Genomic DNA, 22,658 nt, shown 5'->3' with positions numbered 1-22,658 from the left:
AGATTAATTATTTAAACGAAGCCATCATTTTGATGGCTTTTTTGTGTCTTGAATAAATAACTGTTTTGTTTGGTCTAAAATGACCGAAGTTAATATTTTTAATGGTTCGGACTGCTGTTTCCAATGGTGCCAATACAGTTGGATATCGGTTTGAGCTTCAGGAATGAGAGGAATGAGTTGACCGCTTTCAAGCTCTTTACGAATTTGCATTTCTGGCGCCATACCATAGCCTAAGCCTTGAATAATTGCCTGAGCGAATGATGCAGCAGCAGGAATAAAATGATAGGGATAGCTTTGCATATTTAAGCCAAATAATTCCAATATACAATTTGAGTGAAGCTGATCTTTATCGCCAAAAATAACGGCAGGAGCGCGTCTTAAACTTTCCCGATTTACACCGTATTGAAACCATGTATTTTTAAACTCAGGCGTAGCAACCATTAAATAACGCATTGCTCCTAAGTGATGAGTGACACAGCCTTTTAAATGCACTTGTTCTGAACTAATACAGGCATTTACGATCCCTGTTTCCATAAGTTGATGTGTTTGAGATTGATCATCGATACTTAATTGAAGTGAAATTCGCTCACGAATGAGTGTGGGTTGTAGTGTAGGAAGTAGCCATGTATCTAATGAGTCGGCATTGGTGGCAATATTAAGTTTGAAAAATGAAGATGTATCCGATTTTCCTTTCAACTGCTGTAATAAATTTTGTTCCATCAAACGTTGATGTTGTAGGTGTTCAAGTAGTAATTGACCTGTAGATGTAACTCGACAGGGACGCTCACGAACAATCAATGTATTGCCTAAATCTTTTTCTAAGCTTTGTACACGTAATGTGACCGCAGATGCGGTGATATGTAAGCGAATAGCCGCTTGTTCAAAACTACCCGTTTCTGCGACTGCGAGAAAAGCTTCGCAAGCTTTATGTGGAAGCATAAATTAACCTAAGTATTTTTTAGTTATATTGATATTTTCTTAATATTACTTATTTTTAAAAAAATTACGAGATAATTCGCCACATATTAAAATGACGGTGATTTGAAATGCTACATACAGTACTTCAAGGCTTTTTAGTGAGTATTGGGCTGATTATTGCAATTGGTGCACAAAATGCTTTTGTCTTGAAACAGGGCTTAAAACAAGAACATATTTTTTGGATTTGCTTAATTTGTGCAATGTCAGATGCAATTTTGATTTTTGCAGGTGTTTTTGGTTTTGGGCATGTTGTGCAAAGTCATACAGCTTGGATTGATATTGCCAAATATTTAGGTGCGATGTTTTTATTTTTGTATGGTTTACAGCATTTTTATCAAGCTTGGACAAAGAAACAAAGCTTAGAAGCGAATGGCAAAGATGAAACGAGTTTAGTTAAAGTCTTGCTGATTTGTTTGGCTTTTACTTGGTTAAATCCGCATGTGTATTTAGATACGGTGGTTTTAATTGGTGCTATTTCTACACAAATTACGGGTGATAAAATTCATTTTGCCGTGGGTGCAAGTTTAGCTTCGTTCATTTTCTTTTTCAGCTTGGGTTATGGTGCGAAATATTTACAGCCATTATTTAAAGATTATAGAGCGTGGAAAGTTTTAGATGTAGGTGCTGGTTTCTTGATGTGGGGAATTGCTTATAGCCTGATTTCTTAATAAGCTAGTTTATTAAGAAATGAGAGTATAAAAACTAAAGTGAATAGTCCATTTTATAGATCTATAGTTGTAAGAGAATTGGCTGGAAATAGAGCTTCTGTAACTACATTTGATTTAGAGTTGATTATTCAATTAGAACGAATTGGTTTTAAAGTAGATGAGTATGAGAATTTTAGTCTAGAAATAATTGATGAAAGTCATTGTATTGATATTATTAATACTCTGATTGATTTAGAAGCATTGTTTTCTGTTGGAAGGGATTGGAGTCCAGAAGAGCTAGTGCTTTATTATCGTGAAATAGGTAAAATTGATAGAAGTTTTAAAGTCATTTCTTGGAAAAATAACAACAACTATTCTGTACAAATTCGATAATACTCTTTGGAAGTATTATCGAATCATTTTATTTGGGTAGGAATTAACCCTGAAGTGCTTTTAAGTCTTCTAAAACTTGTTCAGCATGACCTGCCGCTTTTACCTTACGGTATTCTTTAACCAATTGACCGTTATGGAAAATGAAAGTAGAACGCTCAATGCCCATTACTTTTTTGCCATACATATTCTTTTCTTTAATCACATCAAAATGCTGACAAAGCACTTCTTCTTTATCACTAATTAGATCAATCGTTAGGTTTTGCTTTTCAGTAAAGTTTTGATGCGCTTTAACAGAATCACGTGAAATACCTAAAATAGTGGTATTTAAAGCATCAAACTGATCTTTTAAGCAAGAAAAACCAACGGCTTGAGTAGTACAACCAGGTGTAGAATCTTTAGGGTAAAAATAAACAATTAACCATTCAGTTGGAACTTCACTTAAATTGATCTCGCCCGTCGTTGTAGGAAAAACTTGATTAAGCAAACTTAATTGAGCTGACATATGAATACTCTAAAATTCTGAATTATGACTAAGATCATACTGAATGTAGCGCAGAATTGATAAGACTTTTCAGATAATTTTTTAGCTTAAGGTGATTTATAAAAGCTATAAAAAAAGCCACATAACGTGGCTTTTTAAATTAAACAAACTTATTTTTGAAATTTAGCAAGTTTTGTTTCTAATGCTGTACCTAAGCAAGCTTTAACTTTAGGTTGTTCAGACTTACCAAAGCTTTGTAATGCAGTTGCGTATTTTTTCTCATCTTTTGCATTGCGTGCGCTTTGTAATTCCCATTGAAGAGAATTTGTCATGCGGCCTTGAGATTCAACATTACATTTACAAAGTTTATTCACTTCATCTTTTGTTAAAGCTTTTAAAGCACCAGCTTTAGTTTGCTCATCTACACAAACACCAATCAAACCTTGTTTAACATTGCTGCTTTTATAAGCTGCTGCCATTTTTGCTTGCGCATCAGCTGTATTAGCAAAGCTCGCTGCTGAAAAAAGTGTAGAAATAGCAAGAACACTTGAAAGAATAATTTTTGATTTCATAAAGTCAGAATTCCTCTTAAACTGGAATATAACGAGTAGGGTCTTGAATACCTGCTTCCACAAAACCTTGTTTGCGTAAACGGCAGCTATCACATAAACCACATGCTCGCCCTTGGTCATCTGCTTGGTAGCAAGAGACGGTTTGACTATAGTCTACGCCATGCTCTACACCTAAGCGAATAATATTTGCTTTAGATAAATTCAAAAGCGGTGTTTCAAATTTAAGCGGTTTTCCTTCAACACCCACTTTGGTTGCAAGGCGAGCCATCTTTTCAAAAGCATCAATAAATTCTGGGCGACAATCTGGGTAACCCGAATAATCGACAGCGTTAATACCAATAACAATGGCTTCTGCACCAAATACTTCCGCAGCAGCTAAAGCATAAGATAGGAAGATGGTGTTACGAGCAGGTACATAAGTTACAGGAATGCCTTCTTGTTCTTGTTCTGGAACAGAAATGCTGTGATCTGTAAGGGCAGAACCACCTAAATTCCCTAAGTCGATATTAATAGTGCGATGCTCAACACCTGCGCGTTCTGCCAAAGCTTTTGCAGCATCTAACTCTGTCGTTGAGCGTTGACCATACATAAAGCTGAGTGCAATACAATCATAACGAGCTTGAGCCCATGCTAAACACGTTGTTGAGTCTAGGCCACCAGACAACAAAACAATGGCACGAGAACGCATATTAAATCTCCAAAAAAATCATTAAATAGATGTGGATTAACCCTTTAGCGACCAGTTTCATCGTTCCAAAGAAGTTTGTGCAACTGCAATTGGAAACGAACAGGGAGATGATCGTCTAAAATCCATTGTGCTAAATCACGCGCAAGTTGAGGTAAACGAACCGCACCTTTTTCCACTGCAAACGCAGGAGAGAACCAAACCGTGCTTACTTTTTCATTTAATTTGTACTGTTCAACTTGTTGTTTAGACCATTCATAATCTTCACGGTTACAAATCACAAATTTGATTTGATCATGAGATGTTAAATGATCGAAATTAGAAAGCAAATTTCGTGCAACTTCACCAGAAGTTGGCGTTTTTAAATCTAAAACTTTAGATACACGTGAATCGACTTTAGAAACATCTAAAGCACCACTGGTTTCTAAAGAAACTTCACAACCTAAATCTGCTAAACGCTGCATGAGTGGTAATGCATTGGGTTGAGCAAGTGGCTCACCGCCTGTTACGCAAATATAGGGTGTTTTAAAATCTAATGTTGTTTGAATAATGTCATCTAAAGATTGACGTTCGCCACCTTCAAATGAATATGTTGTATCGCAATATGTACAACGTAGCGGACAACCTGTAAGACGAATAAATACAGTCGGTAAGCCTGCTGCATTTGCTTCACCTTGCAATGAATAAAAAATCTCCGTGATGCGTAAACCCGCAGACGGATCAGAAACAGGAATAGCAGAAGATCGGAGAGTACTCATAACAAAATTAACCAAGGAAGATGGAACACTATAAAAACAAAAATCTCTACGACCATGACTGACCGTAGAGACGAGGAACATTTAAAGTTCCGCAATCATTTTAATGAAGAATATTAGTCTTCACGTAATAAATCGTTTAGGCTCGTTTTAGCACGAGTTTTCGCATCTACTTTTTTCACAATAATTGCAGCATAAAGGCTGTAAGTACCGCATTTAGATGGAAGGCTACCAGATACAACAACAGAACCAGCAGGTACACGGCCGTAATGGATTTCGCCAGTTGCACGGTCATAAATCTTAGTCGATTGACCAATGAACACGCCCATTGAAATTACAGAACCTTCTTCAACAATTACGCCTTCAACAATTTCAGAGCGCGCACCGATGAAGCAGTTATCTTCAATAATAGTAGGGTTTGCTTGAAGTGGTTCAAGAACACCACCAATACCAACACCACCAGATAAATGAACGTTTTTACCAATTTGAGCACATGAACCAACAGTTGCCCATGTATCTACCATTGTACCTTCATCAACGTAAGCACCAATGTTTACGTAAGATGGCATTAATACAACGTTTTTCGCTTGGAAAGAACCTTTACGAGCAACAGCAGGTGGTACTACACGTACGCCAGCAGCTTTAAATTGTTCTTCAGTCCAATCGCCAAACTTAGTATCAACTTTGTCATAGAAACGAAGATCACCAGCTTCCATTGGTTTGTTGTCATTTAATTTGAATGATAACAATACAGCTTTTTTAACCCATTGATGAACAATCCATTCGCCATCAATTTTTTCAGCAACACGTAAAGTGCCGTTATCTAAGCCAGCAATAACTTCTTCAACTGCTTGACGGATTTCAGTAGAGCAGTCCGCTGCTGTGAAATTAGCACGGTCTTCAAACGCTTGTTCAATGATTGTTGAAAGCTGAGACATGATCTTCCTTCCAGAAAAAAATTTTCACAGATTTTACACTATATTGACCAAGAAAATGACTTAAAACCGAATTAGCAGTGAATTTATTCTAAAATATTTTGATTTTTTTAATCTTATATAACCGAATGTGATCTAATATTCTAAATTTCTCCATAATTGTACTAAACGTTATAGAAATCACGTAAAACAAAACAAAAAATAAGCAAAATGTGCTTTAAAAAATAGCGATTTTCAATCTATATTAAATTCGTTGGTTATCAATCAAAATTACGATTCAAGGTTTAATTACACTGAATGGAGTATTAAATGAAATATTTAAAAACAGCTTTATTTGCATCAGTTCTAACAACGGCAGCAGGTACTGCAATGGCAGACGGTGCAGTCATTAAAGATGGTTATATTTTTGAACATAATAAATTAATACCAACAGGTGTTCGTGCTGAAGTCGGTACAACGGGTTACGGTGGTGCAATACAATGGACAGCAAGTCCTTATGTTGGTTTGTCACTTGGTTATAACGGTGGCAATATTTCTTGGCGCGATGATTTATCTGTAAACGGCACTAAATATGATGTTGATATGGACAATAATAATGTCTATTTGAATGCAGAAATTCATCCGTGGGGTACAAGCGATAATCGTTGGGCTCAAGGAACATATTTTGCTGCAGGTGTAGCTTATTTAGATAACGATTATGATTTATCGCAACGTTCTAAAGATGGTAATGTGAAACTCAATGGTACGAATTATAGTTACAATGGCGAACTTCGCGGACAAATGAACTATAAAAACAATATTGCACCTTATGTAGGTGTGGGTATTGCGCCTAAGTTTAGTAAAAACTGGGGTGTATTTGGTGAAGTTGGTGCGTATTACACAGGTAATCCAACTGTGAATTTAGATGCAGACGGTACATTTATTAATGCCAATGGTGGCAGTGCAGCTGCTGACTTAAAAGCAGAGCAACAAAAAATTGCCAATGATGATAAATATGCTTGGATGCCAGTGGGTAAAGTTGGTGTGAATTTCTATTGGTAATTTAGAAGTTTGATCATTGAAACATAATAAAAAAGAGGCGAATTCGCCTCTTTTTTATATTTAAAGATTTGTTATTAATCTTCAGGATATGCCATTTTTTTCAGGGCTTTGATGTCTGCATCGGCAGAACATAATGAAATGAATTCATAGCCATAACCACGAAGTAAATGACCTTTACGAACGGCAATCCATGTTGTATTTACGCCAAAAATATCGGTTGGAATTTGTTTTAAACGATGGTCGCGCTCTGGGTCATAAGCGACATCGTTGACAATACCAACGCCCATGCCAAGTTCAACATAAGTCTTAATAACATCGGCATCTAGAGCAGACATCACAATATCAAAATCTGCGCCTGACTCTTCAAATGCTTTATCAATTTTAGAACGACCTGTAAAACCACCGTGATAGGTGATAATTGGGTATTCGGCTAAATCTGGAATTGTAATATTGCTTTTGCTTGCCAGTGGATGACCTTGTGGCGTAATAATACTGTGTTGCCACTCATAAAAAGGAACACTTGCAAGATTACTTTCCGCTGTTAACGATTCTGTTGCAATACCAATATCTGCTTCGCCTTGAAGTAACATTTCTGTAATTTCAACAGGGCTTGCTTGTTGCAAAATCAAATGAACTTTAGGAAATTCTTTTTTGAATTTGTTCACAATAGGCGGTAATACATAACGCGCTTGCGTATGCGTAGTCGCAATTGTAAGCGTACCTTCATCGACTCTATTAAAATCATCTGCAAGACGTTTAATATTGTCTGCATCTACCAACATTCGTTCTACGATACCAAGTAAAGATTGACCGGGTTCTGTTAAGCCAAGTAAGCGTTTACCTTTACGAATAAAAAGTTGTACGCCTAATTCATCTTCTAAATCTTTGATGTGTTTACTTACACCAGATTGTGATGTGTATAACGCAGCAGAAGCCTCAGTAAGATTATAATTTTGTCTTACGGTTTCTCGTATGATACGTAGTTGTTGGAAATTCATGATTCTTGTTCCCTTTTTGTGAAAGGGGCTTTAGCCCCATTCCAACGTCTTAAGCGACTTGATTTTCAAATAAGTGTAATTCAGTCACGCTTAACCAAACAGTTTGGCTTGGACGGAATTGATGTAATTTTGCTTCATCAGGCGTTAATGTAATTTCAATTAAGTTGCCTTGACGATCTTGTAATTCTGCTACTACTTTACCTGCAATCCAGACTTCACGTAAGAAGGTGGCTTGAATGGCATTGTCTTGAGGCTGTGCATGAAGGCGTAACTCATCTGGACGAGCAAAAGCGATGACACTACCTTCAGGCGATTTCTTTAAACTTTCGAGCTGAATACGGTCTTCACCAATTTGAATGACGCCATTTTGATTATGACCTTCAAAACGGTTTGCTTGACCTAAAAAGTCAAATACAAATGGTGTTGCAGGTTTTTCATACACTTCACGTGGCGAACCAATTTGCTCTACATTACCTTTGTTCATAACAATAATTTGGTCTGCAACTTCAAGTGCTTCTTCTTGGTCATGCGTTACGAAAATAGAGGTGATGTGTAATTCATCATGCAAAGTACGCAACCAACGACGTAATTCTTTACGAACTTTGGCATCGAGTGCACCAAATGGTTCGTCAAGTAAAAGTACGCGAGGTTCAACTGCTAGTGCACGAGCAAGTGCAATACGTTGACGTTGACCACCCGAAAGTTGAGCAGGATATCGGTCTGCCAAGAAACCAAGTTGAACTAAGTCTAAAAGACGCGTCACACGTTTTTTAATTTCAGCTTCAGATGGGCGAGTTGAGCGAGGACGCACACGTAAACCAAATGCAATGTTGTCAAATACAGTCATGTGACGGAACAAAGCATAATGTTGAAATACAAAACCAACTTCACGTTCACGTACATGAACATTGGTTGCATCTTCGCCTTCTAAAATAACTTGACCGCCATCTGCAGACTCTAAGCCTGCAATAATGCGAAGTAGCGTTGTTTTACCACAGCCAGATGGACCAAGTAGGGCAACCAATTGACCATCTGGAAAATCTAAAGAGATATTGTTAAGTGCATGGAATGCACCAAAATGTTTTTCAATATTTTTAACTTGAATACTCATGAGGTCATTCCTTAAGCTTGTGCATCTTCATTGCGTTTGTCTTGTTTTTCTTGGCGAATCTCAACCCATGTTTTTAAGATTAGGGTCACAATTGCGAGTAAAGCCAAAAGTGAAGACACAGCAAATGCAGCACTGAATGTATATTCGTTATATAGAATTTCTACGTGTAATGGCAATGTATTGGTTTCACCGCGAATATGTCCTGAAACGACAGAAACCGCACCGAATTCACCCATTGCACGTGCATTACAAAGAATGACACCGTAGATTAAACCCCATTTAATATTGGGTAAGGTTACTTTCCAAAAAGTCTGCCAACCCGAAGCGCCAAGAACAATAGCGGCTTCTTCTTCTTCTGTTCCTTGTGCTTCCATAAGAGGAATTAATTCACGCGCAACAAAAGGTACAGTAATAAATACAGTTGCTAGAACAATGGCAGGAACGGCATATAAAATTTTAATGTCGTTATCCATTAACCAACTTCCCATCCAACCTTGTGTACCAAAAATTAGCACAAGCATTAAGCCTGCAATAACAGGTGATACTGAAAATGGCATATCAATAATGGTGGTTAAGATAGATTTACCACGGAAGTTAAATTTCGCAACACACCATGCCGCTGCAACACCAAATACCACGTTCATAGGTACAGCGATAACAGCTGTAAGAAGTGTTAATTTCACTGCAGATAAAGTATCTGGATGAACCAATGCTTGGAAATAAACGCCTACGCCTTGTTTAAATGCTTCTACGAAAACCAAAATCAAAGGCAATATTAAGCAACTTAAAAAGAAAATAAGCGCAATGGTCAGTAGCGTATAACGAACCCAAGTAGGTTCACGTGTAGCATCACGAGATTGTAATTTTTCTGCTAAAGCAAAGCTGTTCGTATTCATCGAGCAGTTCTCCCAGTACGACGACTCGCCCATGCTTGTAATAAGTTAATTAAAAACAGAATTACAAATGAAAGCACAAGCATCACCACTGCGATTGTTGTCGCACCTGCATAATCATATTCTTCTAAGCGAGAAATAATCATGAGCGGAGCGATTTCAGTTTTGAACGGCATATTGCCTGCAATAAAAATAACCGATCCATATTCACCAACACCACGTGCAAACGCTAAAGCAAAGCCTGTAATAAGTGCAGGGAATAGAATAGGTAAAATTATTTTAGTGATAATTTGGAAACGACTTGCCCCTAAAGCAGATGCTGCTTCTTCAAGTTCAGTTTCTAAATCACTCAGTACAGGTTGAACTGTACGAACCACAAAAGGAATACCAATAAAAATTAGGGCAAGGGTAATACCAATAGGGCTATAAGCTACTTTAATACCCAATGGTTCAAGGTACTGACCAATCCAACCTGTAGGTGCATAAAGCGAAGTTAATGCAATACCTGCAACCGCTGTAGGTAAAGCAAAAGGTAAATCGACTAAAGCATCTACAATGCGTTTGCCTGGGAAGTTGTAACGGACTAAACACCAAGCGAGTAATAAACCAAAAACAACGTTAATAACAGCGGCAATAACGGCTGCACTAAAACTGAGTTGTAATGACTTTAAAATACGTTCAGAAGTTAAAATTTCCCATAAACCATCCCATCCAATACCAAGCGATTTAATAAAAACAGCTGAAAGTGGAATAAGCACAATTAATGACAAATACGCTAGGGTAAAGCCTAGGGAAAGACCAAATCCTGGCAGCACTCGGGATCGCTGCGACATGATTACTCCTCAAAAAGAGAGCACTGACCAAAATAAGTCAGTGAAATAAATAAATTGAAAACAAGCATAGTTTGCAGACGTCAAATAGCAAATTTAAAAAAATACTTGCTTACATCAGAAATATTGATATGTTTCGATGGCTTATCTGAAATTAAATAGTTCGATAACTCAGGAAAAGAACCAAAACCTGATGCAACATTAATATGTCCAACTTGACCTAAGTTGATTGGATCTAATTTCCAAGATTCAGCCAATTGCAATGCATCTTGAAAATCTAACCACGGATCATTTTCGCTAATTATTAAATGTGTTGGCGCATGTATTTCTAGTTGGTGAAAATAAGCGAGATAGTCATTTTGGCTATCTCGAGCAAATCCTGCATCTCCAAAACGAGCAGGGTTTGCAGGTGCAACTAACACTAAATTTTTCACTTTGCTATTTAGCTCAGGATGCTGCGCTAAAGCGGCAACTGTCGTTAAACAACCAAAACTATGAGCAACAATCTGAATATCACCTTGAATAGGTGTCACAGTTTTAACAAATTCAGCAACCCAATCTTTTAAGATGGGTAAGTTCCAATTTTTTTGTTGAACGCGAGAACAAGATGACATGATTTGTCTTTGTAATATAGATTGCCAATGATTGTATTCACTACCACCAACACCCGGAACAATTACGGTATGTGTCATGATCTTGCTCCCTTATTCAGCGCACTATTTAGCGCTATTTGCTTTTACGATTTGGTCAAACACACCACCATTTTCGAAGTGTGCTTTTTGTACTTTGTCCCAACCACCAAATTCTTGATCAATGGTCACAAGTTTGAGCGGTTTAAAGGTGTTTTTGTATTTTGCTAAAGTGGTCGCATTACGTGGACGATAAAAATTACGTGCGGCAATGTCTTGACCTGCAGGTGAGTACAAGTAGTTTAAGTAACCTTTAGCTAAGTTTAAGTTGCCTTTTTTCGCAGCATTTTTATCTACAATGGCAACAGGTGGTTCAGCCAAAATTGAAAGTGATGGCGTTACAATTTCAAACTTACCTGGTTGTTCACGAATCGCTAAATGCGCTTCATTTTCCCAAGCAAGTAATACGTCACCAATACCACGTTCAGCAAATGTTGTTGTTGAACCACGAGCGCCAGAATCTAACACTTTTGTATTTTTATAAACTTTAGCCACGAATTCTTGCGCGGTTTTGTCATTACCACCTGTTTGATGTTTTGCCCAAGCCCAAGCAGCTAAATAGTTCCAACGTGCGCCACCTGAAGTTTTAGGGTTAGGTGTAATAATGCCAACGTTTGGTTTTACTAAATCTCCCCAATCTTTAATGCCTTTAGGGTTGCCTTTACGCACTAAGAAAACAATTGTTGATGTATATGGTGTTGAATTTTGTGGAAGTTTCTTTTGCCAATCTAATGGTAATAATTTTGTTTTTTCAGCAATAACGTCAATGTCAGCAGCAAGAGCAAGCGTAACAACATCAGCATCTAAACCATCAATAACAGCACGAGCTTGTTTACCCGAACCACCGTGAGATTGTTTGAAATTGATTTTTTGACCTGTACGGCTTTCCCAATATTTTCCAAATTGTTTATTTACGTCTTCATATAATTCACGGGTTGGATCATAAGATACGTTTAAGAAATCTTTGGCTACAACTGAAAATGATGTTGCAGAAATTACTGCAGCAAGAAGCCCAAGCTTTAATTTAGATGAAACACTCATGCCAACCTCAATATTATTAATGTTTTGAAACATGTGTGCAGAATAGCGATTTTCTTTATGCAAAAAAAATAATAAAAAATGAATTTTATATGAATAAAAAAGCTAAGATGGTTGTCAAAAAAAATGCACTGGCTTTACGAACAAAACCAATGCATTTGAATTGTTGTTAAAATAATTTATAGCGTTATTTCGAGCTGTTTTCTTTTACGATTTGATCGAATACACCGCCATTATCGAAGTGTGCTTTTTGTACTTTTGTCCAACCGCCAAACTCTTTATCAATGGTCACAAGTTTGAGTGGCTTAAACACATTTGTGTATTTAGCCAAAACAGCTGCATTACGCGGACGATAGAAGTTTTTCGCAGCAACTGTTTGCCCAGCAGGTGAATATAAATAGTTCAAATATGCTTTTGCTAAATTCTCATTACCATCTTTTTTCGCATTTTTGTCGACAATGGCAACAGGTGGTTCAGCTAAAATTGAAAGTGATGGGGTAATGATCTCGAATTTACCTGGTTGTTCGCGTGTTGCTAAATGCGCTTCATTTTCCCATGCAAGTAATACATCACCAATGCCACGTTCAGCAAATGTTGTTGTTGCACCGCGTGCACCAGAATCTAACACTTTTGTATTTTGATAAATTTTACGAACAAATTCTTGAGCTGTTTTGTCGTTACCACCTTTTTGATGTTTTGCCCAAGCCCAAGCCGCTAAATAGTTCCAACGCGCACCACCTGAAGTTTTCGGGTTTGGTGTAATAATAGCAACATCAGGCTTAACTAAATCGCCCCAATCTTTAATGCCTTTTGGGTTGCCTTTGCGTACAAGGAATACAATGGTCGATGTATATGGTGTTGAGTTTTGTGGAAACTTTTTCTGCCAATCTTTTGCAACTAAACCACGTTCAGCAATTTCATCAATATCTGCTGCTAAAGCTAAAGTCACAACATCTGCGTCTAAACCATCAATTACGGCACGAGCTTGTTTGCCTGAACCACCATGCGATTGTTTAAAATTGATATCTTGACCTGTTTGTTTTTTCCAATATGCGCTAAATTCTTTGTTAAAATTATCGTATAACTCACGTGTTGGGTCATAAGATACATTTAGGAAGTCTTTTGCAGATGCACTAAAAGCTGTTGCTGATACAAGTGCAGCAAGAACGCCTAGTTTAAATTTATTTGTAATGCTCATGTTTTCCTCAAATTTATTTGAATATTTTGTAAAGGTTGAGCAAGAATAGCTTTAGTTTTTTTGCAAAAAAAATAATAAAAAAAGAATTTGATGTGAATTAATATGAATAAGAAATGAGTTATTCATTTCTAAACCGTTTAGAAATCCATAGGATATACGCTATATGCAATGTTTTAAAAATGCTGAAGAAATTTTGGATATCTCATTGCTAGATCGCGCATTTCATTATGGGGATGGTTGTTTTAGTACGGGGCGTATTCGAAATAATCGTATAGAACTAGAACATTTACATGTAGAACGTTTAAAACATGCTTGTGAAAAGTTAAATTTAAGTATCGATTTAAGGCTTATTCAAAAAACGATAGATGTACTGAAGCAAGAACATGGCAATTTAAATGGCACAATAAAAATCATTATTAGTCGTGGTGAGGGGCAGCGTGGTTACAGTTTGCCTGAGCATGATGCAGATTTATGGTTTTATTTTTATCCTAAAACAATTGCCGATTTTCAATATGGAATGATTGAGGTTGGTGTTTTAAGTCAAGCTATTGGTTTAAGCATGCCAAATTTGGTCGGGCTTAAAAGCTTAAACCGTTTAGAACAAGTATTATTAAAAAAAGAAGCTGATGAAAAAAACTGGGTAGAAGCCTTAGTTGTCGATATTCAAGGATCTGTGGTTGAGGGGGTTAGTAGTAATTGCTTTGTGCGAATAAACAACACGTGGCTAACACCCGAACTTCGCTATAATGGCGTTCATGGTATTATGCGCACGGAAATTCTTCAGCGCATGCAACAACATGGAATTGCTTGCGAGCAACGTCTTATAGATCAGAATGAAATTAAAAACATTCAAAGTCTGTTTTTTTGCAATGCATTAAGTCCAATGAAAATAGCGACAGAAATTAATTCTGAATGCTTAAATACTCAGGACTGTATTGATTTATTTCACCATCTTAAACTGAATCAGATTCGCTAATATGTCTAGTCCTAAGCCAAAAGCTAAAAAGAAAACGAAAAAGCAGTCATCTACTTTTTCATCTAAAACCATTTTAACGACATTGGTGATTTGTGCCGTTGTTGTGGTGGGTGTGCTGTGGAGTAGTTTATTCAAAAATTATCCTGTAGATGCGCCTAAACAACGACTTGTGATTAGTTCAGGTGATACCTATTCAGGTTATATTGATCGTTTGGCTCAAGAAGGCAAAGTGAGCTTTCCAATTGTGCTGAAGCTTTATCAGAAATTGATGATTCATGACACGTTAAAAGCAGGTGTTTATGAAATTCGCCAAGGCATGAGTGTGCGCCAAGTATTGGATATGATTTCCAATATTGATAATGCTGACATGAATCGAGTTCAAGTTATTGAAGGCACAACATTTAAAGATTTAATTAAATCTTTAAGAAAAAATCCTTTGGTGAAAAAAGATGTCAGTCATTTATCGAATGCTGAAATTTTAAAAGCCTTAGATATTCCGTTTGATCATCCTGAAGGTTTGTTTGCGCCAGATACGTATTTCTATGATAAAGGCGAGTCTGATAAGACTATTTTATTGGATTTGTATAAGCGTCAAATGAAAGCTTTGGATGAGGCTTGGGAACAACGAGATAACGATTTACCTTATAAAGATAAATATGAAGTCTTAATTATGGCTTCAATTATTGAAAAAGAAACCAATGTAGATAGCGAACTTGAACAGGTTTCAGGTGTCTTTGAGCGTCGCTTAAAATTAGGCATGCGTTTACAAACAGATCCGACTGTTATTTATGGTATGGGTGAACGTTATCAAGGGAAAATTACCCGTGATGATTTAAGAACCATGACACCTTACAATACTTATCGAATTAATGGTTTGCCACCAACGCCAATTGCTTTACCAAGTAAGAAAGCCATTGAAGCGGTGTTGCATCCTGATAATTCAAACAATATTTATTTTGTGGCGACAGGAAATGGTGGTCACAAATTCACAAGTAATTTAGACGACCATAATCGTGCGGTTCAAGAATATCTGGCTGTCATCAGATCTAAAAAATAAGGAGTAAAGATGTTTATTAGTTTTGAAGGGACAGAAGGTGTCGGTAAAACGACCTTAATTCGTCGTATTTATGAATATTTAGAACAGCAAAATAAAGATGTGATTCTTACACGTGAACCAGGTGGAACACCAATGGCAGAACAAATTCGTTCGCTATTATTGTCTGTGAATCACGAAGAAAAAATGTGTAATGACACTGAGCTTTTGTTGATGTATGCAGCTCGTGCACAGCATTTAGATTTAGTGGTTATGCCTGCGTTAAATGCAGGAAAAACGGTACTGTGTGATCGCTTTACCGATGCAAGTTTTGCTTATCAATGTGCAGGTCGTGGTTTAAGCCAAGAAAAACTTGCGCTTTTGAATGAAAATTTCGTGACGCGTATGCCTGACTTTACATTTTGGTTAGATGCACCCATTGAAATAGGAATGGCACGTGCTCGTGAACGTGGTGCATTAGATCGTTTTGAACAAGAGAAAGTTACTTTCTTTGAGAAAGTAAGAGCAGGATATGCAACATTAGCAGAACGACATCCTGAACGAATTAAACGTTTAGATGCAACGCAAACACCCGATCAAGTATTTGAACAAGCTTTGGCATATTTAAAATCTGCATAGTCAAATTTTAATATCAATATGTTTCATTAAATCCCTTATAGTAAATGCTCTATAAGGGATTTTTTTATAAAGATGAAAAGTAATAAAACGGAAATTATTGAATTTTTAAAACGCGATTTTCCACAAAGCTTAGAACATTGTGAAATTGAAGATGTTTTTGCCCAAGGCTCAAAATTAATTTATAAGATCGATCATCAACAGCTCAGACCGGGTGGAACGATTTCAGGCCCAACCATGATGACACTTGCAGATTTAGCACTTTATGTCGCAATTTTAGGTGAAATAGGTATTGTTGCCTTAGCGGTAACAACCAATTTAAATATCAATTTTTTACGTAAGCCTGTTGGTGATAAAGACCTAAAAGGTGAGTGTCGTTTAATTAAAGTGGGGCGAAGTTTAATTGTCGGGGAGGTTTGGATTTATTCTGTAGGTATGGATGATCCTGTTGCACATGTAACAGCAACCTATTCCACCCCTAAAAAATAGAATAAAAATTGTTCAAATTAAAAAAGAGTGCTAAGTTGTTTATAAATAAAAATTTCTTTAATAAATAAAATTAAATATAGAAATGGAATAACGATGCAAGCAAACGATCATGAGTTAGTGAAAGCTTTTCAAAATCAGGTGTATCCATTATCTGAAAAGTTAAAGGAAATGCTGAATGAACATTATAGTCATCAAACCGAAAGACGAGGCTGTGGCTATACGCAATCGACACGTTTACTTGCAGAATATATCAATCAACCACGACTGGAAAATGAGTTTATTGACTTAAAACTATTTCATGAATATTCATGGAAAAATATAAAGAAAATTTTAGATCGAAAATCACTTTATCCTGTAGAAATTTCAAGTTGGCGAAATTTAGATATAAACCCAAGTATCAATCATTTTTTAACAAATCATAAAAGTGATGATGATTTTGTTCGAAGTTTAAAAGAAGAAATAGACTTTCAAACTGCGCTAAGAGCAATTACGGATAAAGTCCAGCTTGAAGAAAGTCAGATTCTTTGCCAAATGATCATTGATGTTGTTTTACCTCAAACAGCTGAACAAAATCATATGGTTGAATTAAAAACATTGGCGGAAAAACCTAAAGTAGGTTCTTGCCCAATGGCTGAAAACTTTTTCTTAAAAATTGCACATGGTTCGGTGCTTAGACAGGGTGAAATTAATATTATTGTCGATGAAAAAGAGCAGCCACTTCTCATTGAAAAAATGAATATGGGGGATAATCATTCCTGTATCAGTTTACAAACCTTGCTGATGAATGGTGTACGTGTTCCCGCAGGTTCTTTGTTTTCTCTTGATTATGATATTTCGCAAATTGCAAATAAAAGACCAAATAAACAATTCAAAGGTTATGTTATTCCCTATACAGCGTTGAATGGTTTTTGGTTTTTAAGATTAACCACATTGGCAATTTCACCCGAGAACCGAAAAAGGGCATTTTCAACACATTATAAGCAACAAGTTGCCAATGGTTTGTATAGTCCAGGCACGACCGAACTGACTCAATTATTAAATGTTGCGCAGGCGCAAATATAAGGAGGAGTAACCATGTTACATGTTTGTTATTCACCATTATATGTTGCGAAAACACATACCAATAGCATGGAAAAATTATCTGCGGTTGCAGAAGAACTTTCTAAGTTTGAATATGTGAAACTCCATGAAACCAAGTTAATCGATCAATCCGTATTTTATGAATTACATGATGAAAAATATGTAAATGCCGTTTTAACAGGTGAGCCTGTAAAACTAGCGACCATGGCAGGTTTTAAACCGTGGAATGAGCAATTCAGAGATGCAGTTTTACATATTAATTCGGGGCAAATATTAGCGGCTGAGTTAGCATTCGAGCATGGAATATCGGCAAATATTGCACAAGGTTTTCATCATGCAACTTATGCATATGGTGGTTCATTTTGTACGTTTAATGGTTTGGCATTGGTTGCAAAAAAATATCCGAATAAAAATATTTTTGTGCTCGATTGTGATCAGCATGTAGGGGATGGAACAACAGATTTTGCGGCACAATTTGATAACTTATTTAACTTTTCGATTCATGGTGATCCTTTAGGAATAACAGGAAATTCGCGCTCAGAATCGCGTGTGATTCATAAAAATAAAGGTAACTTTGCTCAATACACCATGGCAATTTATGAAGCCTTTCAAAAAGCTTTAGATTGGAATGCAGATTTAATGATTTATCAAGCGGGTATGGATTGTCATCAAAATGACCCTTTTGGTTCGCCGTGGTTAACAACAGAATCGATTGAAAAACGAGATGAACTGGTTTTTAGTTTGGCAAAAAAACATAAAATTCCATTGTTCTTTGTTTTAGCAGGTGGATATCAAGCCTTACCCGATTTAGTACCGTTGCATCTTAAAACCTTTGAAATGGCGTATATGATTTACTATTAAACGATAGAGATAAATAATGATAGAAATAAAAAAAGGAGCAATATATTTATTGCTCCTTTTGTTTTAAGAAAGAATGTTTTCTTGCTGCGTATTAAAATTAGGTGGGCTAAGAACCGTGCGCTGTAAATCATCCATTTGATCAGGATAATCTAAGGTGTAATGTAAACCTCTAGATTCTTTGCGTTGCATGGCGCATCGAACAATCATTTCTGAAACAAGTACCAAATTACGCAGTTCAATTAAGTTTTTACTGACTTTATAATCTTGGTAATACTCTGAAATTTCATGTTTCAGCATTTCAATACGGTGTAAAGCACGTTCTAAACGCTTGTTGGTACGAACAATGCCCACGTAATTCCACATGGTTTGGCGAAGTTCATCCCAGTTTTGCAAAATAACCACATCTTCATCTGGATGGGTGACTTGTGAATCATCCCAAGCAGGAACAGCAGGCGATTGGTCGTCAGCTTTGAAATTAGCTTGAATGTGTTTGGCTGCACTCATGCCATAAACAAAGCATTCTAAAAGTGAGTTACTTGCCATTCGGTTAGCACCATGTAAACCTGTATATGATGTTTCACCTATTGCATATAAGCCTGAAATATCGGTTTGGCTGTGTTCATCAACCATTACACCACCACAGGTATAATGTGCAGCGGGAACAACAGGGATCATATCTTTGGTGATATCAATGCCAAGTTCTAAAAGACGTTCGTATAAAGTCGGGAAATGTTCTTGAATAAACGCTTTGGGTTTATGCGTAATATCGAGCCAAACATGACGAATACCTAAACGCTTAATTTCATAATCAATGGTTCTTGCGACAATGTCTCGTGGTGCAAGTTCAGCACGATCATCAAAACGTAACATGAAGCGCTCACCATCTGGCAGGCGTAAATATGCACCTTCACCACGCATTGCTTCTGTAATTAAAAATGAACGTGCTTGAGGATGGTATAAACAGGTTGGATGGAATTGATTAAACTCCATATTTGCGACACGACAGCCTGCACGATATGCTATTGCAATACCATCGCCCGTGGCAATGTCTGGGTTAGATGTATGTAAATAAGCGCGCATTGCACCGCCACAAGCGAGTGCGGTAAATGGTGCTAAAAAGGTATGAACAAGATCTGTATTTTCATCTAAGGCATATAAACCCAAAGCTTTATTTGCTTCGTTTGAACCTAATTTTTGTGATGTGATTAAATCAATCGCCACAAAGTTTTCAAATATTTGGATGTTTTGTTTTTCTTTAGTACGTTCAACCAGTGTGGTTGAAATCGCCTTTCCTGTGGCATCGGCAGCATGAATAATCCGACGTTGAGAATGACCGCCTTCACGAGTTAAATGCAGTTGCTCTTGATCATCCAAGGTAAATTGAACACCTTGTTTTAATAGAAAATCGACAGAGGCTTGACCACCTTCAACAGTTTGTTGAACTGCTTCTTTTTCACATAAAAATGAACCTGCAATCATGGTGTCATTGATATGTTGTTCAATAGAATCTGTTTGATCTAATACTGCTGCAACACCACCTTGAGCATAATAGGTGCTTGCATCTGTCAAAGATGATTTTGCTAAAACCGCAATTTTAAAATGTTGTGGCAAAGATAAAGCAAGCGTTAAGCCAGCACCGCCACTCCCCACAATAATCACATCAAATTGATGTAACGTATCTAAATTAGGCATATCCATTAGCTAATTTTGAGAAAAGTCCGAACATCAGAACGCTTTTTATACAAAAATACAAGTGCAATTTAGTTTTAAATTATGAAATAAAATGATGTGTTTTGAAAATTTAAGGAATATTTAAGTTATTGTTTATAAAACATATAAAGAAACATTTTATTACGTAAGAATATATTTCTTTGTGATAATAATTGTCTATAACATCTAAATAACCAGTCGAGTGACCATTTAATATGAAGACGAATGAATTAAAAAAAGGAATCTATGCTGCTGTTTTTACGATGGTAGCAGTACAAACAAATGCAGGAGCACCAGTCGATTTTTCTAATTTGGTGGAAAATGTTAGCCCAGCGGTTGTTAGCGTAAATGTTGTAAAAAAAATGACTCAAGAAGAGCTCATGCAACAACAAGTTCCTGAAATTTTACGTCGATTCTTTGGTAATCAAATTATTATTCCTCAGCAAAAAGCACCACAAGAAAAAACAGGTTTTGGTAGCGCATTTTTTATAGGTAAAGATGGTTATCTACTGACGAATCATCACGTTGTAGAAAATGCATCTAAAGTGACTGTAGTTTTGAATGACCGCCGTGAACTCGATGCGACTGTGGTAGGAAGTGATGAACGTACAGATGTCGCTTTACTGAAAGTATCTGGGAATAATTTCCCTGAACTTAAAACAGGAAATGTTGATACCTTAAGAGTAGGTGAGCCTGTACTTGCCATTGGTTCGCCATTTGGATTTGAGTATTCAGCATCGGCGGGTATTGTGAGTGCAAAAATGCGTAATATGACAGGGGAAACCTCTGTTCCATTTATTCAAACCGATGTGGCTTTAAACCCAGGGAATTCGGGTGGTCCTTTATTTAACCAAAAAGGTGAAGTAGTTGGTGTGAACTCACGTATCTTTAGTGGTACGGGTGGTTATATGGGGCTTTCATTTTCCATTCCAATTGATGTTGCGATGGATGTAGCAGATCAATTAAAGAAAAACGGTAAGGTGACACGTGCTTATTTAGGTTTAAGTTTGCAGGATATTGACCGTGATTTGGCAGAATCTTATAAACTACCAAAACCTGAAGGTTCGCTTATTACACAAATTTCACCGAACTCTCCTGCGGAAAAAGCAGGTTTAAAATCGGGTGATGTGATTTTAAAAATTAATGGCACGCCAATTTTAAGAACAGTTGAATTGTTTAGTTATTTAAACCGACTTGTTCCGGGTCAATCGGTTCAGTTTGAAGTATTACGTGATGACAAACGTCAAAATATTTCAGCACAATTATCAACAGCACCTGATGACACACCTGCTAAAAATAAAGCAGGAAATGCACAAAATAAAGGTCCTGTATTAGGTGTAAGTATTCGTGATTTAACGCCACAAGAGCAAAGCCGTTTAGCCACTAAAGGTGGTGTTTTACTTCAAGATGTATTACGTGGTGGTGCAGCAGCACAAGCACGCTTACTTCCAGGTGATGTAATTGTTCAGGTGAATAGTCGTGATGTAAAAAATGCAGCTGAATTTGTAGAAACTATTGCTCAGTTCAAAAAAAATAATGTTGTACGTATGACTATTATTCGTGATGGACAACGTGCAATTGTGGGTGTTCGTATTCAATAAAATTGTCACTTAATAAAAACCGTTCGATCAGAGCGGTTTTTTGTTTTTAATCTGTGATGATATTTGGTTAGACTTAGGGATATGTTATGGCAATAAAAATTGAAGGAAGATAATGAGTACTATTTTTGATTTAACATTGAAGGTAATGCCAGAACATATTGATATATTAGGTCACGTCAATAATGTGATGTATGTGCAATGGATGCAAGATGTTGCATCGGCACATATCGAAGAATTAGGTTTGGGCTTAAAACAATATATCGAACTCAAACATGCTATGGTCGCAGTTGAACACCATGTGCAATATCGCAAAGCGGCATTTGAAGGGGAAACCATTGTTTTAAGAACGTGGCTCAATGAAATTAATTCTTTATATTTATTTAGACAATATGCTTTTTATCGTCCATCGGACAAGGCTTTGTTGTTTGTAGGGAATACTAAGTGGGCATGTATTGAAATAGAAACGGGCAGACCGAAAAGAATGTCGCCGACATTTACACAAGCATATCAGCCTATCTCTGATGAAAAAGATCCTTTCGATTTTTCTGAATATAATATGAAATAAAATTTTGAATAAAGTATTTAGATATCTGTATTGAAATTTTTGGTGTGTTGAAACAGAATTAATCTCTAGTGAACCTGTATGGAAAGAGTATTTTCATATTCCATACAGGCTTAATTTTATTAAAATGAATAATTAAAAAAGAATTACTTTGGATGTGATGATTTATTCGATTTAATTTGCGCACACTGTTGCCCTACACGAGCGAGTGCTTTTTCTAAACCTTTTACTCTATGTGCATTATTGTGTTTTTTCGCATGAGCAATTTGTTGCTGTAGTTTTTCTTTTTTAATTTGACAAGACTTGTAATCGTGGGCAAATGCCTGAAAAGAAATTAAAGAAAAAGAGAGAATAAATAATGATTTGAACAACATGTTATAACCCTAAAAAACTAAACAAAAGATAAAAAATAAATTTAGGGGAACTTAATAAATGATTGTGTGCATAAAGGGAAGTGTATGTAATA

General features: G+C 36.5%; 26 protein-coding genes. 11 read left to right on the top strand and 15 right to left on the bottom strand.

The window, feature by feature from the left end:
* Positions 1 to 24 precede the first annotated feature (24 nt).
* Positions 25 to 939 carry a LysR family transcriptional regulator ArgP gene (locus tag A6M14_RS04840; protein WP_152873887.1) on the bottom strand — a complete coding sequence of 305 codons (915 nt, stop codon included), beginning with the start codon at positions 937 to 939 and terminating at the stop codon, positions 25 to 27.
* 107 nt (positions 940 to 1,046) lie between these two features.
* On the opposite strand from A6M14_RS04840, the gene A6M14_RS04835 reads away from it, so the two are divergent.
* Positions 1,047 to 1,646 carry a LysE/ArgO family amino acid transporter gene (locus A6M14_RS04835; protein WP_152873886.1) on the top strand — a complete coding sequence of 200 codons (600 nt, stop codon included), beginning with the start codon at positions 1,047 to 1,049 and terminating at the stop codon, positions 1,644 to 1,646.
* A 39-nt stretch (positions 1,647 to 1,685) separates the two neighbouring features.
* Positions 1,686 to 2,018, top strand: a complete 333-nt coding sequence (locus A6M14_RS04830; RefSeq protein ID WP_152873885.1) for a hypothetical protein — start codon at positions 1,686 to 1,688, stop codon at positions 2,016 to 2,018.
* A 43-nt stretch (positions 2,019 to 2,061) separates the two neighbouring features.
* Here the strand turns inward: A6M14_RS04830 and A6M14_RS04825 are convergent, their stop codons facing one another.
* The 5 genes from A6M14_RS04825 to dapD form a co-directional block, all read right to left on the bottom strand.
* Positions 2,062 to 2,520 carry a peroxiredoxin gene (locus A6M14_RS04825; protein WP_152873884.1) on the bottom strand — a complete coding sequence of 153 codons (459 nt, stop codon included), beginning with the start codon at positions 2,518 to 2,520 and terminating at the stop codon, positions 2,062 to 2,064.
* 149 nt (positions 2,521 to 2,669) lie between these two features.
* Positions 2,670 to 3,071 carry a hypothetical protein gene (locus tag A6M14_RS04820; RefSeq protein ID WP_152873883.1) on the bottom strand — a complete coding sequence of 134 codons (402 nt, stop codon included), beginning with the start codon at positions 3,069 to 3,071 and terminating at the stop codon, positions 2,670 to 2,672.
* Positions 3,072 to 3,087: 16 nt separating this feature from the next.
* Positions 3,088 to 3,759 carry a 7-cyano-7-deazaguanine synthase QueC gene (gene queC / locus A6M14_RS04815; protein ID WP_152873882.1) on the bottom strand — a complete coding sequence of 224 codons (672 nt, stop codon included), beginning with the start codon at positions 3,757 to 3,759 and terminating at the stop codon, positions 3,088 to 3,090.
* Between the two features lie 44 nt (positions 3,760 to 3,803).
* A complete protein-coding gene (queE, locus tag A6M14_RS04810; RefSeq protein WP_152873881.1) occupies positions 3,804 to 4,514 on the bottom strand; it encodes a 7-carboxy-7-deazaguanine synthase QueE in 711 nt (236 codons plus the stop codon).
* Between the two features lie 113 nt (positions 4,515 to 4,627).
* Positions 4,628 to 5,449, bottom strand: coding sequence for a 2,3,4,5-tetrahydropyridine-2,6-dicarboxylate N-succinyltransferase (gene dapD, locus A6M14_RS04805; protein ID WP_152873880.1), 822 nt, complete (start codon positions 5,447 to 5,449; stop codon positions 4,628 to 4,630).
* A 306-nt stretch (positions 5,450 to 5,755) separates the two neighbouring features.
* Here dapD and carO point away from each other — a divergent pair, with 306 nt between their 5' ends.
* Positions 5,756 to 6,487 (top strand): ornithine uptake porin CarO, encoded by a 732-nt coding sequence (carO, locus tag A6M14_RS04800; RefSeq protein ID WP_152873879.1) that lies wholly within the window; start codon positions 5,756 to 5,758, stop codon positions 6,485 to 6,487.
* Positions 6,488 to 6,561: 74 nt separating this feature from the next.
* Here carO and A6M14_RS04795 read toward each other — a convergent pair whose 3' ends face one another.
* The 7 genes from A6M14_RS04795 to A6M14_RS04765 form a co-directional block, all read right to left on the bottom strand.
* A complete protein-coding gene (locus tag A6M14_RS04795) occupies positions 6,562 to 7,485 on the bottom strand; it encodes a CysB family HTH-type transcriptional regulator (protein ID WP_152873878.1) in 924 nt (307 codons plus the stop codon).
* A gap of 49 nt (positions 7,486 to 7,534) precedes the next feature.
* On the bottom strand, positions 7,535 to 8,596 hold the full coding sequence (locus tag A6M14_RS04790) for a sulfate/molybdate ABC transporter ATP-binding protein (protein WP_152873877.1): 1,062 nt from the start codon (positions 8,594 to 8,596) through the stop codon (positions 7,535 to 7,537).
* Between the two features lie 11 nt (positions 8,597 to 8,607).
* Complete coding sequence (gene cysW / locus A6M14_RS04785; RefSeq protein WP_152873876.1) at positions 8,608 to 9,492, bottom strand: sulfate ABC transporter permease subunit CysW; 885 nt, start codon at positions 9,490 to 9,492, stop codon at positions 8,608 to 8,610.
* Positions 9,489 to 10,322 carry a sulfate ABC transporter permease subunit CysT gene (gene cysT / locus A6M14_RS04780; protein ID WP_152873875.1) on the bottom strand — a complete coding sequence of 278 codons (834 nt, stop codon included), beginning with the start codon at positions 10,320 to 10,322 and terminating at the stop codon, positions 9,489 to 9,491. The genes cysW and cysT overlap by 4 nt, the downstream gene beginning before the upstream one ends.
* An 80-nt stretch (positions 10,323 to 10,402) precedes the next feature.
* Positions 10,403 to 11,011 carry an alpha/beta hydrolase gene (locus A6M14_RS04775; RefSeq protein WP_152873874.1) on the bottom strand — a complete coding sequence of 203 codons (609 nt, stop codon included), beginning with the start codon at positions 11,009 to 11,011 and terminating at the stop codon, positions 10,403 to 10,405.
* 24 nt (positions 11,012 to 11,035) lie between these two features.
* On the bottom strand, positions 11,036 to 12,049 hold the full coding sequence (locus A6M14_RS04770; protein WP_152873873.1) for a sulfate ABC transporter substrate-binding protein: 1,014 nt from the start codon (positions 12,047 to 12,049) through the stop codon (positions 11,036 to 11,038).
* Between the two features lie 184 nt (positions 12,050 to 12,233).
* The gene (locus tag A6M14_RS04765; RefSeq protein ID WP_152873872.1) at positions 12,234 to 13,244 is read right to left on the bottom strand and encodes a sulfate ABC transporter substrate-binding protein; all 1,011 of its coding nucleotides are present in this window, start codon (positions 13,242 to 13,244) and stop codon (positions 12,234 to 12,236) included.
* Between the two features lie 163 nt (positions 13,245 to 13,407).
* Between A6M14_RS04765 and pabC the strand changes: the two genes are divergently transcribed.
* The 6 genes from pabC (at position 13,408) to A6M14_RS04735 (ending at position 18,319) form a co-directional block, all read left to right on the top strand.
* A complete protein-coding gene (pabC, locus tag A6M14_RS04760) occupies positions 13,408 to 14,220 on the top strand; it encodes an aminodeoxychorismate lyase (RefSeq protein ID WP_152873871.1) in 813 nt (270 codons plus the stop codon).
* A 1-nt stretch (position 14,221) separates the two neighbouring features.
* A complete protein-coding gene (gene mltG, locus A6M14_RS04755) occupies positions 14,222 to 15,277 on the top strand; it encodes an endolytic transglycosylase MltG (RefSeq protein WP_152873870.1) in 1,056 nt (351 codons plus the stop codon).
* 9 nt (positions 15,278 to 15,286) lie between these two features.
* Positions 15,287 to 15,892: a dTMP kinase gene (gene tmk, locus A6M14_RS04750; protein ID WP_152873869.1), complete on the top strand. Its 606-nt coding sequence runs from the start codon at positions 15,287 to 15,289 to the stop codon at positions 15,890 to 15,892.
* Between the two features lie 72 nt (positions 15,893 to 15,964).
* Positions 15,965 to 16,378 (top strand): PaaI family thioesterase, encoded by a 414-nt coding sequence (locus tag A6M14_RS04745; protein WP_152873868.1) that lies wholly within the window; start codon positions 15,965 to 15,967, stop codon positions 16,376 to 16,378.
* A 93-nt stretch (positions 16,379 to 16,471) separates the two neighbouring features.
* The gene (locus A6M14_RS04740; RefSeq protein WP_152873867.1) at positions 16,472 to 17,440 is read left to right on the top strand and encodes a hypothetical protein; all 969 of its coding nucleotides are present in this window, start codon (positions 16,472 to 16,474) and stop codon (positions 17,438 to 17,440) included.
* A gap of 12 nt (positions 17,441 to 17,452) precedes the next feature.
* Positions 17,453 to 18,319, top strand: coding sequence for an arginase family protein (locus A6M14_RS04735; protein ID WP_152873866.1), 867 nt, complete (start codon positions 17,453 to 17,455; stop codon positions 18,317 to 18,319).
* A 63-nt stretch (positions 18,320 to 18,382) separates the two neighbouring features.
* Here A6M14_RS04735 and nadB read toward each other — a convergent pair whose 3' ends face one another.
* Positions 18,383 to 20,017 (bottom strand): L-aspartate oxidase, encoded by a 1,635-nt coding sequence (gene nadB, locus A6M14_RS04730; protein WP_152873865.1) that lies wholly within the window; start codon positions 20,015 to 20,017, stop codon positions 18,383 to 18,385.
* A gap of 227 nt (positions 20,018 to 20,244) precedes the next feature.
* Between nadB and A6M14_RS04725 the strand changes: the two genes are divergently transcribed.
* Complete coding sequence (locus tag A6M14_RS04725; protein ID WP_152873864.1) at positions 20,245 to 21,630, top strand: Do family serine endopeptidase; 1,386 nt, start codon at positions 20,245 to 20,247, stop codon at positions 21,628 to 21,630.
* Between the two features lie 112 nt (positions 21,631 to 21,742).
* Positions 21,743 to 22,195 (top strand): acyl-CoA thioesterase, encoded by a 453-nt coding sequence (locus tag A6M14_RS04720; protein ID WP_152873863.1) that lies wholly within the window; start codon positions 21,743 to 21,745, stop codon positions 22,193 to 22,195.
* 143 nt (positions 22,196 to 22,338) lie between these two features.
* Here the strand turns inward: A6M14_RS04720 and A6M14_RS04715 are convergent, their stop codons facing one another.
* A complete protein-coding gene (locus A6M14_RS04715; RefSeq protein WP_152873862.1) occupies positions 22,339 to 22,566 on the bottom strand; it encodes a DUF1090 family protein in 228 nt (75 codons plus the stop codon).
* Between the last annotated feature and the right edge of the window lie 92 nt (positions 22,567 to 22,658).

The sequence above is a fragment of the Acinetobacter portensis genome, from assembly GCF_009372215.1.
GTDB lineage: Bacteria > Pseudomonadota > Gammaproteobacteria > Pseudomonadales > Moraxellaceae > Acinetobacter > Acinetobacter portensis.
The sequence above is the reverse complement of the archived record's forward strand: the minus strand, read 5'-3'. Positions and strand labels throughout refer to the sequence as shown.

Bases quoted from the DNA above. Each gene is read 5' to 3' on its own strand.
- cysT (WP_152873875.1), bottom strand. From the start codon at position 10,322: ATGTCGCAGCGATCCCGAGTGCTGCCAGGATTTGGTCTTTCCCTAGGC.
- A6M14_RS04740 (WP_152873867.1), top strand. From the start codon at position 16,472: ATGCAAGCAAACGATCATGAGTTAGTGAAAGCTTTTCAAAATCAGGTG.
- A6M14_RS04745 (WP_152873868.1), top strand. From the start codon at position 15,965: ATGAAAAGTAATAAAACGGAAATTATTGAATTTTTAAAACGCGATTTT.
- A6M14_RS04775 (WP_152873874.1), bottom strand. From the start codon at position 11,011: ATGACACATACCGTAATTGTTCCGGGTGTTGGTGGTAGTGAATACAAT.
- mltG (WP_152873870.1), top strand. From the start codon at position 14,222: ATGTCTAGTCCTAAGCCAAAAGCTAAAAAGAAAACGAAAAAGCAGTCA.
- A6M14_RS04840 (WP_152873887.1), bottom strand. From the start codon at position 939: ATGCTTCCACATAAAGCTTGCGAAGCTTTTCTCGCAGTCGCAGAAACG.
- A6M14_RS04820 (WP_152873883.1), bottom strand. From the start codon at position 3,071: ATGAAATCAAAAATTATTCTTTCAAGTGTTCTTGCTATTTCTACACTT.
- A6M14_RS04795 (WP_152873878.1), bottom strand. From the start codon at position 7,485: ATGAATTTCCAACAACTACGTATCATACGAGAAACCGTAAGACAAAAT.
- A6M14_RS04735 (WP_152873866.1), top strand. From the start codon at position 17,453: ATGTTACATGTTTGTTATTCACCATTATATGTTGCGAAAACACATACC.
- A6M14_RS04835 (WP_152873886.1), top strand. From the start codon at position 1,047: ATGCTACATACAGTACTTCAAGGCTTTTTAGTGAGTATTGGGCTGATT.
- dapD (WP_152873880.1), bottom strand. From the start codon at position 5,449: ATGTCTCAGCTTTCAACAATCATTGAACAAGCGTTTGAAGACCGTGCT.
- carO (WP_152873879.1), top strand. From the start codon at position 5,756: ATGAAATATTTAAAAACAGCTTTATTTGCATCAGTTCTAACAACGGCA.
- tmk (WP_152873869.1), top strand. From the start codon at position 15,287: ATGTTTATTAGTTTTGAAGGGACAGAAGGTGTCGGTAAAACGACCTTA.
- queC (WP_152873882.1), bottom strand. From the start codon at position 3,759: ATGCGTTCTCGTGCCATTGTTTTGTTGTCTGGTGGCCTAGACTCAACA.
- A6M14_RS04715 (WP_152873862.1), bottom strand. From the start codon at position 22,566: ATGTTGTTCAAATCATTATTTATTCTCTCTTTTTCTTTAATTTCTTTT.
- A6M14_RS04725 (WP_152873864.1), top strand. From the start codon at position 20,245: ATGAAGACGAATGAATTAAAAAAAGGAATCTATGCTGCTGTTTTTACG.
- queE (WP_152873881.1), bottom strand. From the start codon at position 4,514: ATGAGTACTCTCCGATCTTCTGCTATTCCTGTTTCTGATCCGTCTGCG.
- A6M14_RS04825 (WP_152873884.1), bottom strand. From the start codon at position 2,520: ATGTCAGCTCAATTAAGTTTGCTTAATCAAGTTTTTCCTACAACGACG.
- A6M14_RS04790 (WP_152873877.1), bottom strand. From the start codon at position 8,596: ATGAGTATTCAAGTTAAAAATATTGAAAAACATTTTGGTGCATTCCAT.
- A6M14_RS04720 (WP_152873863.1), top strand. From the start codon at position 21,743: ATGAGTACTATTTTTGATTTAACATTGAAGGTAATGCCAGAACATATT.
- nadB (WP_152873865.1), bottom strand. From the start codon at position 20,017: ATGGATATGCCTAATTTAGATACGTTACATCAATTTGATGTGATTATT.
- A6M14_RS04770 (WP_152873873.1), bottom strand. From the start codon at position 12,049: ATGAGTGTTTCATCTAAATTAAAGCTTGGGCTTCTTGCTGCAGTAATT.
- pabC (WP_152873871.1), top strand. From the start codon at position 13,408: ATGCAATGTTTTAAAAATGCTGAAGAAATTTTGGATATCTCATTGCTA.
- A6M14_RS04765 (WP_152873872.1), bottom strand. From the start codon at position 13,244: ATGAGCATTACAAATAAATTTAAACTAGGCGTTCTTGCTGCACTTGTA.
- cysW (WP_152873876.1), bottom strand. From the start codon at position 9,492: ATGAATACGAACAGCTTTGCTTTAGCAGAAAAATTACAATCTCGTGAT.